This window comes from Ktedonobacter racemifer DSM 44963, assembly GCF_000178855.1.
In the GTDB taxonomy this organism is placed as follows: domain Bacteria; phylum Chloroflexota; class Ktedonobacteria; order Ktedonobacterales; family Ktedonobacteraceae; genus Ktedonobacter; species Ktedonobacter racemifer.
The window spans coordinates 460451-474239 of record NZ_ADVG01000002.1 but is presented as its reverse complement, the minus strand read 5'-3'; the positions used below and the strand labels follow the sequence as shown (position 1 = coordinate 474239).

12 protein-coding genes and 1 pseudogene are annotated in these 13789 nt (G+C 54.8%); 3 read left to right on the top strand and 10 right to left on the bottom strand.

Annotation, left to right across the window (positions count from 1 at the left end; genetic code table 11):
• Window positions 1-196 precede the first annotated feature (196 nt).
• The 3 genes and pseudogenes from KRAC_RS18435 to KRAC_RS18430 all read right to left on the bottom strand — a co-directional run bounded on the left by KRAC_RS18435 (window position 197) and on the right by KRAC_RS18430 (window position 1227).
• Entirely contained in the window at window positions 197-547 is a 351-nt protein-coding gene (locus tag KRAC_RS18435) for a hypothetical protein (protein ID WP_007909578.1), read from the bottom strand.
• A 36-nt stretch (window positions 548-583) separates the two neighbouring features.
• A pseudogene (locus KRAC_RS79520) lies at window positions 584-631 on the bottom strand (SEC-C metal-binding domain-containing protein); the annotation flags it as partial.
• 161 nt (window positions 632-792) lie between these two features.
• Window positions 793-1227, bottom strand: coding sequence for a UPF0158 family protein (locus KRAC_RS18430; protein ID WP_007909576.1), 435 nt, complete (start codon window positions 1225-1227; stop codon window positions 793-795).
• Between the two features lie 688 nt (window positions 1228-1915).
• Between KRAC_RS18430 and KRAC_RS18420 the strand changes: the two genes are divergently transcribed.
• Window positions 1916-2881 carry an antibiotic biosynthesis monooxygenase gene (locus tag KRAC_RS18420; protein WP_007909572.1) on the top strand — a complete coding sequence of 322 codons (966 nt, stop codon included), beginning with the start codon at window positions 1916-1918 and terminating at the stop codon, window positions 2879-2881.
• Here the strand turns inward: KRAC_RS18420 and KRAC_RS18415 are convergent.
• The 3 genes from KRAC_RS18415 to KRAC_RS18405 form a co-directional block, all read right to left on the bottom strand.
• Window positions 2808-4307 carry an 8-oxoguanine deaminase gene (locus tag KRAC_RS18415; RefSeq protein WP_007909570.1) on the bottom strand — a complete coding sequence of 500 codons (1500 nt, stop codon included), beginning with the start codon at window positions 4305-4307 and terminating at the stop codon, window positions 2808-2810. The genes KRAC_RS18420 and KRAC_RS18415 overlap by 74 nt on opposite strands.
• 122 nt (window positions 4308-4429) lie before the next feature.
• A complete protein-coding gene (locus KRAC_RS18410; RefSeq protein ID WP_007909568.1) occupies window positions 4430-7129 on the bottom strand; it encodes a molybdopterin-dependent oxidoreductase in 2700 nt (899 codons plus the stop codon).
• The gene (locus tag KRAC_RS18405; protein ID WP_007909566.1) at window positions 7126-7956 is read right to left on the bottom strand and encodes an FAD binding domain-containing protein; all 831 of its coding nucleotides are present in this window, start codon (window positions 7954-7956) and stop codon (window positions 7126-7128) included. The genes KRAC_RS18410 and KRAC_RS18405 overlap by 4 nt, the downstream gene beginning before the upstream one ends.
• Window positions 7957-8267: 311 nt before the next feature.
• Between KRAC_RS18405 and KRAC_RS18400 the strand changes: the two genes are divergently transcribed.
• A complete protein-coding gene (locus tag KRAC_RS18400) occupies window positions 8268-9101 on the top strand; it encodes an NAD-dependent epimerase/dehydratase family protein (RefSeq protein WP_007909565.1) in 834 nt (277 codons plus the stop codon).
• Window positions 9102-9218: 117 nt separating this feature from the next.
• On the opposite strand, the gene KRAC_RS79030 is transcribed toward KRAC_RS18400, so the two are convergent.
• Complete coding sequence (locus KRAC_RS79030) at window positions 9219-9566, bottom strand: hypothetical protein (protein WP_157506793.1); 348 nt, start codon at window positions 9564-9566, stop codon at window positions 9219-9221.
• A gap of 902 nt (window positions 9567-10468) precedes the next feature.
• Between KRAC_RS79030 and KRAC_RS18385 the strand changes: the two genes are divergently transcribed.
• A complete protein-coding gene (locus KRAC_RS18385; RefSeq protein WP_007909563.1) occupies window positions 10469-11068 on the top strand; it encodes a TetR/AcrR family transcriptional regulator in 600 nt (199 codons plus the stop codon).
• Window positions 11069-11257: 189 nt separating this feature from the next.
• On the opposite strand, the gene KRAC_RS18380 is transcribed toward KRAC_RS18385, so the two are convergent.
• The 3 genes from KRAC_RS18380 to KRAC_RS18370 form a co-directional block, all read right to left on the bottom strand.
• The gene (locus KRAC_RS18380) at window positions 11258-11854 is read right to left on the bottom strand and encodes a DUF6230 family protein (RefSeq protein ID WP_007909562.1); all 597 of its coding nucleotides are present in this window, start codon (window positions 11852-11854) and stop codon (window positions 11258-11260) included.
• Window positions 11855-12019: 165 nt separating this feature from the next.
• Entirely contained in the window at window positions 12020-12790 is a 771-nt protein-coding gene (locus tag KRAC_RS18375) for a hypothetical protein (protein WP_007909559.1), read from the bottom strand.
• Between the two features lie 236 nt (window positions 12791-13026).
• Window positions 13027-13641 (bottom strand): DUF6230 family protein, encoded by a 615-nt coding sequence (locus KRAC_RS18370; RefSeq protein ID WP_007909558.1) that lies wholly within the window; start codon window positions 13639-13641, stop codon window positions 13027-13029.
• Window positions 13642-13789 lie beyond the last annotated feature (148 nt).

Sequence of the window (13789 nt, the reverse complement as noted above, 5' to 3'; positions counted from 1 at the left end):
GCGACGTCTGTTCTCAATGTATCTTTGAGAACAAGGGCTGGCTCTGCGAGGAACATGCAGGGAGCCACGAGTGTGGCGAAGATATGCTCTTGCTAGTGGTGAACTCGCCTCGCGTTGGTATGTACGCGTATGCTGGCTAACCTGCTGTCGTTTTCTGTGAGCGCAGGTGCAATATTCAGGCGCGGCGATAGCTTTTTCACGGCCTTCTCCGTAGTTCTTTGGGTGGGGTAGGAGGCGTGTCAAACTGCATCTGTGGAGCGCTCAACTGAAGTGGGCGCAACAGGTCCAGCAAGACCTGCATCCTCGTATCGCTCAGCGTACTGACCAGCAGTGTGTTGGGCTCCTGCAGTTCGAGATCGCCAAAACAGATAGTGCCTAATGGGGGCGCATCATAGGCCGGGTCTCCCCAATAGACCCAGAAGGTTCGTTGGGGTGTCTTCTCTATACAATAGAGCCGCTCATCGGCTTGCAAAAAGGCATGCACCGTCTGCGTATCAACAGGGGTAAAACGAGCACTCTGTGGGTGCAGCAGACTATATCCTTGCATATCGGGATTGGGACAGACGGGGCGCCAGTAGGGCAGGGGTTGACAACAGTCAGCAAACGCACGACCACTTCCGCAAGGGCAACTTGCCTCGGCCTTCGTCGGTAGATAACTGAGGCGGTGGCTTTCTCTCCAGGATGGTCGGGGTCAGGATCTTTCACGCGCGGCCGCCAATGTGTGATCGTGGCCAGGACGCCTCTATTGGGATCAAGTTGGCGCAGGTCATAGGTCTCAAACGTCTCCATAGGCTAGAGCACCTCCCGTAACCATGCCTCCATTGCTTCTTTGAGTCGCTGGTCTCGCCAGTCATACCAGGTCTGCGTCCACTGCTCTCCTGTTGTGTATAACGTATCTTTAAAGCGTCTAAATGCGCCTTTCCCATGTAAGGCAGTGGATAATTTCTGGGCGGCGCGTTGATCTTTGGGAGCAACTACTTCCTCCACAAAATCGCTCATCCATTGATACGCTTCAGAGGATGGGATACGCTCAATGCGTACATAGTCGTTGCTCCCATCGATTTCTTCTGCCAGTCGTTCTTGCTCGTCCATATCATAATATTCCGATAAGAAGAGTACTTCTCCTGTTTGAGTATTGAGGTAATACGTGTTGCCCAGGTTGGAGTCTTCCATCGCGACCTCAAGCATCTCCATATCGATAGGCTTACCATTGGGAAGGGTGGTCATAGCAATGATCTTCTCCTCTGATTTTTTCTTTTTTCGCTGTTCTGCACCGGATCAATGCCAACTGTGTGTCAATGTGAGAATATCACACGCGACAATATTTGGAGAATCTTCAGCGTGTACACCTGTTCTTTTTTGGTGTGCATCGCATCAGCACTGAGAATGCGGTTTGTGATCAGGGCCGGATGCAGCAGGGCAACTGCGGCACTGATCTCATTCTCACGGCTTTTCACGGCGCGTTGCGCTAGCACAAGAACGAATCGACACCTCTGCGTTTTTCTGTCAGCTTTGCAGTCAACGATGCGTTTTCCTTTTTGGGAAAACGCTCTCATGAACGTCTAGAAGCGACCTGAGACCATCATCATCATAAAAGAGGTGCTGGTGGAGAGATTCGTGGGCGCCTCCCCGCCCCTTTTTGCAGCTGTCCGCCAGGGCGCTCCCTGTGCGGCGTGAGAGAAACTATAGTTCATCGAGGCGCATCGTAATTCGTTGGCGTCCAGCGGCTTAGCCGTCAATTTGCTGTCAAAACTGAGGGGTCCTGAAAAGCTTTTAACTGGATTCACGGGGCACAAGCACAGGCGGTTCTACCAATTCTAACTTGATTTGTGTTGTGCATACTATAATAAATCAAGAGTCATAGCAATAAACGGAATCATATAATAGATGAAGTTCAGAGGTGCATTTCTCGAAGATGAGTACATCCGCTGTCACGCTCGTTACCCACACCTGCGTTATGCCAGGTCGTACTGATGATTTCGTACAGCAGCAGCAGAAGGTGAGCGATGCCGTCGCCAGGTTTCCCGGTTATCTTGACCACACGGTTGTTCCACCAGCTCCTCCTGTGCAAACCGATTGGGTAATCGTCCAACGTTTCCAGAGCGTCGAAGCGGCGCGAGCATGGCTCCAATCAGAACAAAGGCAACACCTGCTCGACGCACTTCAGCCGCTCCTGGTTGGACAGGACGACATCCATCTTTTCACGCAGGACGTGTCTCGCTACTCCCCCGCCTCTGTGTCCGCGATCATCTCTACACGGGTCAAGCCGGGCCAGCAAAATGCCTTTCTGCGCTGGTACCAGCGGATCTCCGCAGCTCAGGCGCAGTTCGAGGGTTTTCAAGGCTACAAGCTTGAACCGCCGATCCCAGGTGTTCAAGACGACTGGGTGACGATCCTACGTTTTGATTCCGATGCCAATCTCGAAGCCTGGCTTAACTCTGAGCAGCGTAAACAAGTACTCCAGGAGGCGGACGCATTTAGCCTTGATACCCGCATGCGGAAGGCGCGCGTAGGGTTCGACGCGTGGCTCAGATTCACGGGCTGCGAGCAGCAGAGCACTCCTCCTGGATGGAAGGTGAATATGCTCGTGCTGTTAGCACTGTATCCTACTGTCTTCCTGTTCTCGATCTTCGTGCAGACGCCGCTTCTTATGAGCAATGGAATGCCTTTCTGGCTCGCCTTGTTTTTTGGCAACGCCTTCAGCACTGTGCTTCTTGGTTGGGTCTTAGTACCATGGCTTAGCAAGCTGCTTGGCTGGTGGCTGCAACCTTCGGATCGTGCAGCTTCCCAGGTGTCCCGACACCGGATCACCTGGGCCGGGACCGCGCTTGTCCTGTTGCTTTATGTGGCGTTCCTGCTCGTGTTCTCGCGCTTGCCGTGACGACTACATCACTTACCCGTTGTCCGACAAGGTTTGCGGCATGGCGGTTATGCTCCTCAATCACGGGTGCGATATCGAGCGTCGCGATCTCCCCTTTGTCGACAATCAGACGTCCACCCACGACGGTATAGTGAGCACGTTGTGGCGCACAGAATACCACGGCGGCAACGGGGTCGCTAAGCGCGCCCGCGTAGCCAACAGTGTTCAGATCAAGGGTGAAGAAGTCCGCGCACTTGCCTGGCTCCAATGATCCAATGTCGGATCGCCCAAGCACCTGCGCTCCCCCGCGGGTTGCGATCTCCAATACTTCACGCGCCGTCATCCATTCCTTCTCTCTCAAGGGATCGGAGGTGGAGAGCAACGTCATCGGCCCCTCGGGGGGCCACAGTCCCATCTTCAGTCTGGCAAGCAGCATAGCCTCTCGTATTTCGATGAGCATATTGGAGGCGTCATTACTCGACGAGCCATCGACTCCAATGCCTACCTTCACGCTGTGGTCCAGGCACTTCTTGATGGGAGCGATGCCCGAGGCGAGTCGCATGTTCGATGATGGACAGTGGCACACTCCCGTGCCCCTCTTGGCGAAGAGGCGGATTTCGTCGTCGTTGACATGTACGGCATGGGCGTACCATACGTCGTCTGCGATCCAGCCCAGTGTCTCCAGATAGGCGACGGGTCGCATTTGAAAATGCTCGAGCGTATAGCGCTCTTCATCTAACGTCTCGCAGAGATGCGTATGCAACCGAACCCCACGCTCTCGCGCCAGGTGTGCGGATTCGCGCATCAGGTCCGTGGTGACACTAAATGGAGAGCAAGGTGCCAGGACAACCTGCAACATCGATCCGGGGTTGGGATCATGGTATTGCTGAATGAGTCGGAGGGAATCTGCAAGAATTGCCTCCTCCTTTTCGACGCAATTATCCGGGGGGAGACCTCCCTTTGACTCACCGAGCGACATACTTCCGCGCGCGGCAATAAAACGCATCCCCAGTTCCCGGGCGGCATGGATCTGGTCGTCGAGCTTACAACCGTTCTGGAAGACGTACGTATGGTCGAAGACAGTGGTACAACCGGAGAGCGCGAGCTCGGCGAGGCCGATAATCGTCGTTGTACGAGATGCCTCTGGCGTACGACGGCTCCAGATGGGATAGAGTGCGCTAAGCCAGCGGAAGAGATTGGTGTTCTGGGCCGCGGGCAGGTTTCTGGCCAGGACCTGGTCCAGGTGGTGATGACAGTTTACAAAGCCGGGCAGCATGATCTGTCCACGCAGGTCGAGTACTGTGTCAGCCGAAGTGGGCAACTCATTCGTGGGTGCCACCTGCACGATGAAGCCATCCCGAGCGAATAACCCGGCTTCCCGTAACTCCCTGCGCTCGTCATCCATTGTGACTACAACCATAGCATTCTTTGCGAGCAGTGTTGTCATCTGTCACTCCTTTTTCATGCTAGAAGCTGCTCTAGAGCAGGCTCATTGAAAGCCGTTCGCTCCTTCATGCCAAGTCAACCTCGCTGCTTTCACGTTATCGCCTGCATGGTAGCGATGAAGGCTCAGGGTTGGAAGCTGAGCCTTTCGAAGATGCGATCTGGCGTCAGCGGTAAGTCAGGGAAGCGGATGCCGGTCGCATCGGCGACGGCGTTCGCAATCGCGGGAGCGACTGGATTGATCGCGCACTCGCCTTGCGACTTGGCTCCGAGAGGGCCAACTGTATCGAAGGTGTCGGCGAAGTACACTTCGCTGCGGGGAACGTCGGCAAAGGCCGGAATCCGGTAGTTGCGCAACGCAGGATTCACCATAGCGCCATTGCCGTCGTACACCATCTTTTCATAGAGTGCCCAGCCGAAACCCATTGCAATTGCACCCTCAATTTGGCCTCGGCACTGCATCGGGTTGATCGGCCTGCCGATATCCGCCGCCTGCACGCTTTGCAAGATTTCGATCTCGCCAGTGACACGGTGAACGGCGACACGGACCCCGTGAACATTGAAGGCAACCGAGCGCGGCGACAAATAACCCTTGCGCCTGGCCTCGAAGCGATGGCCCTCCCCGGTACCGAGGGCATACAGCTCTACTAGCGGGATCCGTCGCTCCCCGCAGAGGACGCAATCGTCCTCCAAACGGCAAGTGGAGGGTGCCGCCTTCGTAAGGCGAGCGGCAAACTCAATGATGTTGTCGCGCAATGCCGTTGCTGCCAGAGCCACCGCCCGACCAGCAACGACCGTTCCTGTACTGGCGAATGTGCCGGTATCGTAAGGGGTCTGATCGGTATCGGCATTGATGATGGCAATACTCTCCGCTCGCGAGCCGAGAACCGAAGCGGCAATCTGGCGGTGCGAAGTAACCGACCCGTTCCCCATCTCCGTCGAGCCGACCGCGAGATGATAGCAGCCATCAAGGAGGAGCTTCATCTCCGCACCTGACCGGTGTTCAGTGGGTGGTCCACTTTCCAACATTGCCAACGCGATCCCCATCCCCTCGACCCAATCCTCCCCCTCGGGCTTGGGAGAGCCGTGCCCACTCGCCAATACAGCTTCAACACGGTCGAGGCACTGGTCGAGGCCATAACTGCCGAAAGTAACGTCCTGGGGATCCTTCCAGATCGATTCTATCCAGTCGCATGGCCGAATCATGTTCTTGCGACGGATCTCGAACGCACTGATGCCAAGCAACTGCGCCAGATCGTCGATGGCACATTCGATAGCGAAGGTCGTTTGCGAGGAACCGTATCCACGGAAGCCTCCAGCCGGAACCATGTTGGTATAGACCGCGTATCCGTCGGCCTTCTTGTTGGCGCATCGATAGACGGTGAGTGGGTTGCCGAGTGCGGCCGCGAGCGTCTCACTGGCATGGCCGCCATAGGCGCCAGTATTGGAAACAACGTGCAGTTCTATCGCGGTAAGCGTCCCGTCGTTCTTGGCCCCGAGCTTGACGCGGGTGGTCATTGGATGACGCGTGGTCGCACCAATAAACTGCTCCTCGCGGGTGAACTCCCACATTACGGGTCGCCCGGTTTTCAGCACGGCCAGGACACACAAATCCTCGGTGAGCATCTCCTGTTTCCCGCCGAACCCGCCGCCGACGCGCTCGGTGAAGACATGGAAATTGCGCGGCAATAGCCCGAAGATGTGACAGAGCTTGCCCTTGGTGATGAATGGTGCCTGCGAGCTGGTGCGCACGTGAAGGCGTTCGTCATCGCCTTTCCACGCAATGCAGCCGTGCGTTTCGAGATGGGCATGCTGCACCCGGGAAGTTGAATACGTCATCTCGTGGACGGCGTCGGCTTCTTTGAACCCTGCTTCGACGCTGCCTATCTCGCCGTGAATGTCGACGAAGATGTTCCGATCCGACTCGCCGCCTTTATCGTGAAGGAGGGGCGCCCCCGGTTTCATCGCCTCTTGGGGATCGAAGACGGCGGGAAGGATCTCATACTCCACGTCGAGCAGCCGGCACGCCGCTTCGGCAGCACCAACGGTCTCGGCGACAACGGCGGCGATCCTTTGCCCGGCGAAGCGGACGACATTGTCGAGGACGTAGGTATCGTCGGGATCGACGAGGTGGTCTTCATGGGTTGCAGTGCTGTAGAGCTGACGGGGGACATCCTCCCAGGTAAAAATGTCAACGACACCGGGAACAGACATGGCCTTGCTGCGGTCAATGGCACGGATGCGCGCGTGCGGGTGCGGCGAGCGCAAGACTTTCAGGTGGAGCATTGAGTCCATCGTGATGTCGAGCGTGTAACGGGCGCATCCAGTGACGATCGCTTCCCCGAACGGGTTCTTCAAACTCCTTCCACAGGCCTTGCCGGCGATATCTTCATCGGAGGAAACGATGCCGTGAAAGGCGTTGTAGATGCTATGGTAGCCGGTACATCGACACAAATTGCCCTTGAGAACTTGGGGCAGATCAGCTTGCGCATCGCCCTCGAGCGCCGCCGCTGTCATAATCATGCCCGCCGTGCAGAAGCCACATTGAAATGCCTGTGCATCGAGGAATGCTTGCTGCATAGGGTGCAGCTTGCCATCTTGCTGCAACCCCTCAATCGTCGTGACCTGGCGATTGGCGGCGCGAAAGGCGGGAATCAGACAACTATGTACGGGTACACCATCGAGCCAGACAGTGCACGCGCCGCAGTCGCCAGCATCACACCCTTTCTTGACGCCGAAGAAGCCACGTTCGCGCAAGAATGTTCTCAGGCATTGGCCGGGCCGCGGCTCGGCTGAAAACCTCTTGTTATTGATCGTGTAGTTCACATCCCGGCTCCCTTCTCCGCCAGCTCGGCGCGGATTTGCTCGGCGTAGTAGTAGGTAAGATGGCGCCGATAGTCCGGCGTCCCATGGACATCGTCGAAATAGAGTCTGTCGGGAATCATCGTCTCAATCCGGTGACGCAGTTCGTTGGCGGTTGGCACCCGATCAAAGCGTAACTGTACTGGTCGGGCCGTCGCCGCAGTGATAGTGAGCTGCAGATCACTATCACGCATGTTCTGGGTCCCGATGACGAGCACCGTCGAGCGTCCGAGATGTGTCAGCGAGGAACGGCGGAATGCGAACCGCCTGGTGAGCGCAGCAGTGGGGATATGGATGTTGCGCAGCAGCTCTCCGGGCTGTAATATATTCGCATGGTTTCCGGTAACGAAATCAGTGGCCAGAACTTGCCGTGGCTCAGCTTCGCGCGGCCACAATGTATACACTCCTTCAAGCGCGACGGCTAGGGAAATCATCGCGCCCGCTGGTAATGACATGCAGATGTTCCCGCCGACTGTCGCCGCATTCCAAATCTTGAACGAGGCCAGTAGCGAACAGCAGCACTCACGCAGGAGAGGTGCTGCCGTCCACTGCGGTGGCGCCGCGAATTGGTCCAACTCGACGATCCGGCAGGTAGCGGCAATGTCAAGCCCATCCTCCGATGCGTGCAGCGCAGGCCAGTGGAATGTTTCAAGGTCGATCAGCGTATCGACGGCCAGTTGCGGCTCTGAGAACAACCAGGTGCCACCAGCCAGCCACGCATACCCATCGCGCCAGATGACTGCATCGGCTAATGCAGGGTGTTTCACTTCCTTAATGGTATTCAGGTCCATAGAACCTACCCTTATCTGCTACGAGGTTATGATGTCCTGCTCCAGGAACGCGCCGCTCGGGCGGATCAGAGAAAGACACCAGAACTCAGGACCAGCTCTCATGGCATCTTTGTCTTTCTTACTACCATTCTACGTGACCCATCTGAATAGTTACGCTTTATACTCTTTCCTGTAGCATTCTTGTGTTATTCTATAAGTAGCCTCAACGCATATGATGAACTGGCCGATGAAACCATATAGTTATTTCATAGCCACATCATCGACAGTGTTGTCCTTTGTAGTTTTTTATCAAGCAGGAAGATCTTCAACGTATGAAAAAGATTGTTGTTACCGGCGGCAGTGGCAAAGCCGGGAGAGCCGTCATTCGCGAGCTCATAGATCATAATTATGAAGTACTCAACGTCGATCTGGTGCCACCTCGTGAAGAGATTTCACCATTCCTTAAAGTGGACCTGACAGATTTGGGGCAGACCATCGAGACGCTTCAAGGAGCCTATGGCGTCGTGCATCTCGGCGCAATCCCGGCACCTGGCAGGCAGACCGAGGGCACAACTTTTAGCAATAATACGCTTAGTACATATAATATTTTTAGTGCAGCTGTTTCATCAGGTCTGAAGCGCGTTGTGTGGGCATCAAGTGAGACCACACTGGGCCTGCCTTTCGACCGTGAGAAACCCAGTTACGCTCCTATCGATGAGCAGCATCCTCTCTATCCAGAGTCCAGCTATGCGCTCTCCAAAGTCATCAGTGAAGAGATGGCACGGCAATTCAACCGCTGGAGCGGCATACCTTTTGTAGGCTTGCGCTTCTCTAATATCATGGAGCCGCACGACTACGCTCGCTTCCCATCGTTTTCAGAGGACGTACTGACGCGCAAATGGAATTTGTGGGGATACGTCGACGCCCGTGATGTCGCACAGAGTTGCCGCCTGGGTCTCGAAGCCGATATCACTGGAGCTGAAACCTTTATTATCGCCGCTACGGATACTACACAGAACCAGACCAACAGCGAGTTAATGGCCGAAGTCTATCCCGGCGTGCCATTACGTGAGGGGGTCGGCGAGCATGAGACACTGCTCTCGATCGACAAAGCTCGCAGACTGCTGGGCTACGCTCCCAAATACTCCTGGCGCGAACAGGCGTAGGAACTCTTTAACTCCCGGCATCCGGCAGGGGCACTCACCACGGCGGGTCAGCGCGCGTGGTGAGTGCCCCTGCCGGTCTGAGAGCCGTCCGAGCTGATGTATGCTCTACTGTGGCGGCTAGTTGGCGCCGATGACCTTGAAGTCCTGGCTGACGAAGACGTGGTGCGGCCAGTTGATGCCGATGTTGTGGGCCTCGTACTCGCCGTTGCTCAGCTGCACAACACGGTCGACGACGCCCCCCGGGTAGGCGGCCAGCGCAGCTTCCGTCGCCTTATTCGCTGTCGTTCCGCTGACGATCGTCCCCGACCCCTCAGTGTAGTTCGCCGGAATCTGACCGACCTGCTTTGACGTGGTCGGTGCACCGCGCTGGAAGGGGATCACCCCTGCCGTCGAGGACGTCGCAGATCCGCTGCCAGTCGGTTGCACGATGACCTGCGTGGCCGTGATGGTCGTTCCGTTGGTCATCCCAAGTACGAGGACACTTTCGCCTGTTGTAATGGCACTCGCCGAGGTCGAGCTCGTCCCCTTCTGGTATGTCGTAGAGGACGCCTCGTTGACGGTCACCTTCTGACCCGCTGATGTTGATATTGTGAAGCTCGACGTGGACACGTTGCTGACCGTGCCAGATGATCCCCCAGAGGCCGGTCCAGACCGAGCGTTGGATCCCCCGCCGGATCCATGACCGCCAGCGAAGCCGCTGCCGGGGTGCCCTGCTGTTGCCGAGGAGGAAGCGGTTGCAGTTCCACTGCTGCTACTACCACAGGCCGCCAGGATTATGGTTGCTGCAAGTAAGAGAAAAGTAACACTTATGAATGTTTTTATTTTTAGTGACAGTGACGTTCGTATCGACATTTTCTTTACTTCCTTTTATGTATATAAATGAGGAAACATACGTGACAAGGAAACGATCAAGAACCTGTGATAATTTTGCTTGATCTCAGTTGCTGCTTTGTGTTAGCAACCTCTGTCAGAGTTTCCCTTCTCGATACGTTCAATTTTAGCAGGATTATTATGAAGATCTTATGATGAAGCAGTCAAGCTTTTGTTTGTTTTGTTGTCTGAGGTGTAAGTAAGCGAGCAAGCGAACGTGCCGCTAAAAATATTGGTAGGGTTGCGGTTTTGCACAATTTCGCAAGCTGGGATACAAGAAAACCATCGTCGTTCTGGCTCATAGTATCTTGGCCGTCATCCATCAGCTGGACGAGACTGTTGCAAAGCGCTCTCTTGACATTCCTGTGCGCCATTCGTATGATGGCTATCATGTATAGTTAAAGAAAAGTTGGGAAATTTCTTCTGTGAAGACTGAAGGCACATCGGAATGTGCTGAAGAAACAAGCGCATTGGAAAGAAACGAGAGAGGCATAGAGATGAAGCGTTCTCGGCAAGAGAAACAGCTAACGCATCAACGGATCGTTCAGAACGCAGCGCAGCAGATCCGTGTGGAAGGCGTCAATGGCGTCGGCATTGCGGATCTGATGGGGCAAGCTGGCTTAACGCATGGAGGATTTTATGCCCACTTCCGCAACAAAGACGCTCTGCTCGCGGAAATTTGCCAAGCAGGAATAGCTGAGACTGTAGAGAGACTCTCTCAGGCAGTTGATCATGCGCCAGCAGGGGCAAAGCTCTCTGCTCTCGTGCATAGGTACCTGAGTATCTCTCACCGCGATGATCCATCTCACGGTTGTGTGATGCCGTCTCTGGCAGCAGATCTTGCTCGTCGTCCAGAAGAGGTACGCACAGCATTTACGGAAGGATACGAAGAACTTCTTCAGCTTGTTGCTTCCGTCTTGCCGGAAGATTCCGACGAGAACCGTTACGATGCTGCCATAGCCCTATTCTCTGGGATGGTTGGGACATTGCTACTGGCGCGCACAGTGAATGACCCAACGCTGAGCGAACGCATCCTGCGTGCCAATCGAGATTTTTTGATTCAAACGTTCTCAAAAACATCTTCGGAGAACGAGTAGCATCGCGCGCTCGCCAACTTCGTTTCACTGCCCCCTCTTGACATGTTGATGATTGCGTACTTTTATATGGTGGTCAACATATAAAAGTACGCAATCAGGGAGAGCGGTTACTAACAGTGTCGGGTTACACCTGTTCTTTTACAGCGGTCGTCTTGCCTCTGGATACCTACTGGCATACGCTGTACGGTATTAATGTGTAATAGAGAGTGTCAGCCCGGGCAGAGTCATACTATTGGCAATCACATATGGCGCGCTGATAGTGACATTGTTCAACGTAACGGTTTGGACATCGGACCCGAAGGCATTGTCGTTGGCATTATTGAATATTGCCTGGCCCTCGAACGTCGCCAGGTCAGAGGAGAGAACTGACAGGTCGGTCGTCAGACCAGTCGTGGTGACTGGCGTATTCTGACCCGCTTTCAAGGTCACCATGACATTGCCAATAACCGGCAAGACAATCGCCTTGGAGATTACCAAATCCGAAAGCGTCCCATCGAGCTGGTTGACCGCGGGGGAACTAGTATCGACTGGGGTAATTCCCGGATAGAGGCGCAAGCTCGTGGTCTTGATGCTTGCCGCCTTGAGCGTCACAGGGATGGGCACTGCCACTGTCATAGCAAGCGTGCCCCTGGAGATAAGAACGATCATACCTCCAAGGAGGGCCAATGCTACAAGCATTACAGTCCAGAATATGGGTGGCTTGACCGTGCCAATGACTGCCTCCTGCTCAGGCTGCTCCTGCTCTTCACTATTCAGGCTTTCGTCAGCGAAAGGTTTCTGTTCCATATTTATGGCTTCCCTCCCATTTATTGCCCTGGTGTACCTCCTGACTCTTCAGGTTCACTCTTGGCGCCTTCGACGCTTCGGGGAAGGGAGTGTGTGGGAATGCCTCAGGCATTCCCACACACTCCCTTCCCCGAATGCAAAATCAAGAGGCGTGTTCAGGTTGGCTCAACATATCAAGCAAAGAAGCAAACACGGACATTTTTTAGGCGTGGGTGTAGGCGTCGGTCCAGATGGAGGCGTCAGCGTCGGCAGAGGCAGCGATGGCGTCCCCGTAGGTATTGGCGTTCCATTAGCTGGTGGTGTTGTCGTAGGTGAGGGTGTATCCGTAGGTGGCGACGCCTTTAGCGGCGCGGGAGCTGTCTCGGATACTGCCATTTGGAAACTGGTGACGGTAAAGGTATTCGCATAAATAGAGGTATCCACCTTTAATGTCACATTCTTCATCACCAATCTTGGGACGGTACCGCCAGCCGCCAGGATCAGCAAATCGGCTTTATTCGCGAAACTTTTGAGCCCGGTATTGACATCCTGGAAAAGGCCGGTTTTAATCGCCACGCCAGTCGCCGATACCGATCCATTCGACGAGAGCACCAGGTTCACACCATAAAATGGATGGCTCAAGCTAAACCCGGTCATTGTAGACGAGCTAAAGGTGAGCGTGGGGTGAAGTGGGTCAGGCAATGAATTCATGTGCGCGTTCATGCCAATGATTTCGGTCGCCTCTAAGGTATAGTCGCCCGAAGCCGCGAATGGCCCATTTGAAGAATAATTTACTTTGGTACCAGATGACGAGAAGGCACTCAGGGCGTCTTGCGATTGCGAAGGATGCGCATAGGCCTCAACAGGATGCATAAGTAGGAGCATGGTTCCCACGATCAGACCGAGAGAGAGAATGGGAATACATAACCTTATGACCTTACGTCGCGAAGAGTACACGTCGTCCACTCTCCTTTATGGTGGGAGCAGTGTTGCTCCTCCGCAAAGTGGAAACAGCACCGCTGAAAAAATATAGCAAATAAGTAAAAAGTAGTATTTGATGGATTGTAAATAAGGGGCCCAGGGAGCCTGTACGGCCCCCTGGTGGAGTACGGGTGTCCCCATGTGTGATAAAGGGTCGGGTTATCAGCACACACACGAATACGCCACATACAGGCATCACGCTGGCAGCCGCTTTAATTCACCGTGAGCGTCAACCCCGGCAGGGTCATGCTATTGGCGATCATGTATGGCGCGCTAATGTCGATATTGTTCAATGTAACGCTTTGGGCATCGATTTCGAAGGCGTTGCCATTGGCATTGCTGCTTACCGCCTGGCCGTTGAACGTCGCCGACTCAGAGTGGAGACCCGCCAGGTCGGTCGTCAGGCCAGTCGTGCTGACCGGCGTATTATTCTGACCCGCCTTCAAGGTAATCGTCATATTGCCGACAACCGGCAAGGAAACCGTCTTGGTGATTACCAGGTCCGAGAGCGTCCCATCGAGCTGGTTGACTGCAACAGCAGTTTTCCCATCGGCCTGGGAAATCCCCGGGTAGAGGCGGAATCTCGTGGTCTTGATGCTTGAGGCCTTGACCGTCACAGGGATCGGCACCGCCGCCGCCATGGCGACTGCGCCCTTGGAGATAAGAAAAGTCATACCGCTAAGGAAGGTCAATGCGACCAGCATTACAACCCAAAATGCTGTACGGTTGACCCTGCCAATGGCTGGCTCCTGCTCAGGTCGCTCCTGCTCTTCATCGTGAAGATCCGGATTGATCGGGGTTTCGTCGGCGAAAGGTTCCTGTTCCATAAGGTTGCACACCCGCTTTCAACAAAATAGCAAACGGTCGTCTTGTTTTGACTGTGAACCAGGCAATTCGGCCAGGGAAAGGCATCCATGTCTTTAAACTGGCTTTTTTGTCTGGTTCACAGATAACTTGGCCAGAAGAAGGCATCCA

Coding starts and splice junctions, on each gene's coding strand:
- KRAC_RS18435 (WP_007909578.1), bottom strand. CDS start 547: ATGCAAGGATATAGTCTGCTGCACCCACAGAGTGCTCGTTTTACCCCT.
- KRAC_RS18430 (WP_007909576.1), bottom strand. CDS start 1,227: ATGACCACCCTTCCCAATGGTAAGCCTATCGATATGGAGATGCTTGAG.
- KRAC_RS18420 (WP_007909572.1), top strand. CDS start 1,916: ATGAGTACATCCGCTGTCACGCTCGTTACCCACACCTGCGTTATGCCA.
- KRAC_RS18415 (WP_007909570.1), bottom strand. CDS start 4,307: ATGACAACACTGCTCGCAAAGAATGCTATGGTTGTAGTCACAATGGAT.
- KRAC_RS18405 (WP_007909566.1), bottom strand. CDS start 7,956: ATGGACCTGAATACCATTAAGGAAGTGAAACACCCTGCATTAGCCGAT.
- KRAC_RS18400 (WP_007909565.1), top strand. CDS start 8,268: ATGAAAAAGATTGTTGTTACCGGCGGCAGTGGCAAAGCCGGGAGAGCC.
- KRAC_RS79030 (WP_157506793.1), bottom strand. CDS start 9,566: ATGACCAACGGAACGACCATCACGGCCACGCAGGTCATCGTGCAACCG.
- KRAC_RS18385 (WP_007909563.1), top strand. CDS start 10,469: ATGAAGCGTTCTCGGCAAGAGAAACAGCTAACGCATCAACGGATCGTT.
- KRAC_RS18380 (WP_007909562.1), bottom strand. CDS start 11,854: ATGGAACAGAAACCTTTCGCTGACGAAAGCCTGAATAGTGAAGAGCAG.
- KRAC_RS18370 (WP_007909558.1), bottom strand. CDS start 13,641: ATGGAACAGGAACCTTTCGCCGACGAAACCCCGATCAATCCGGATCTT.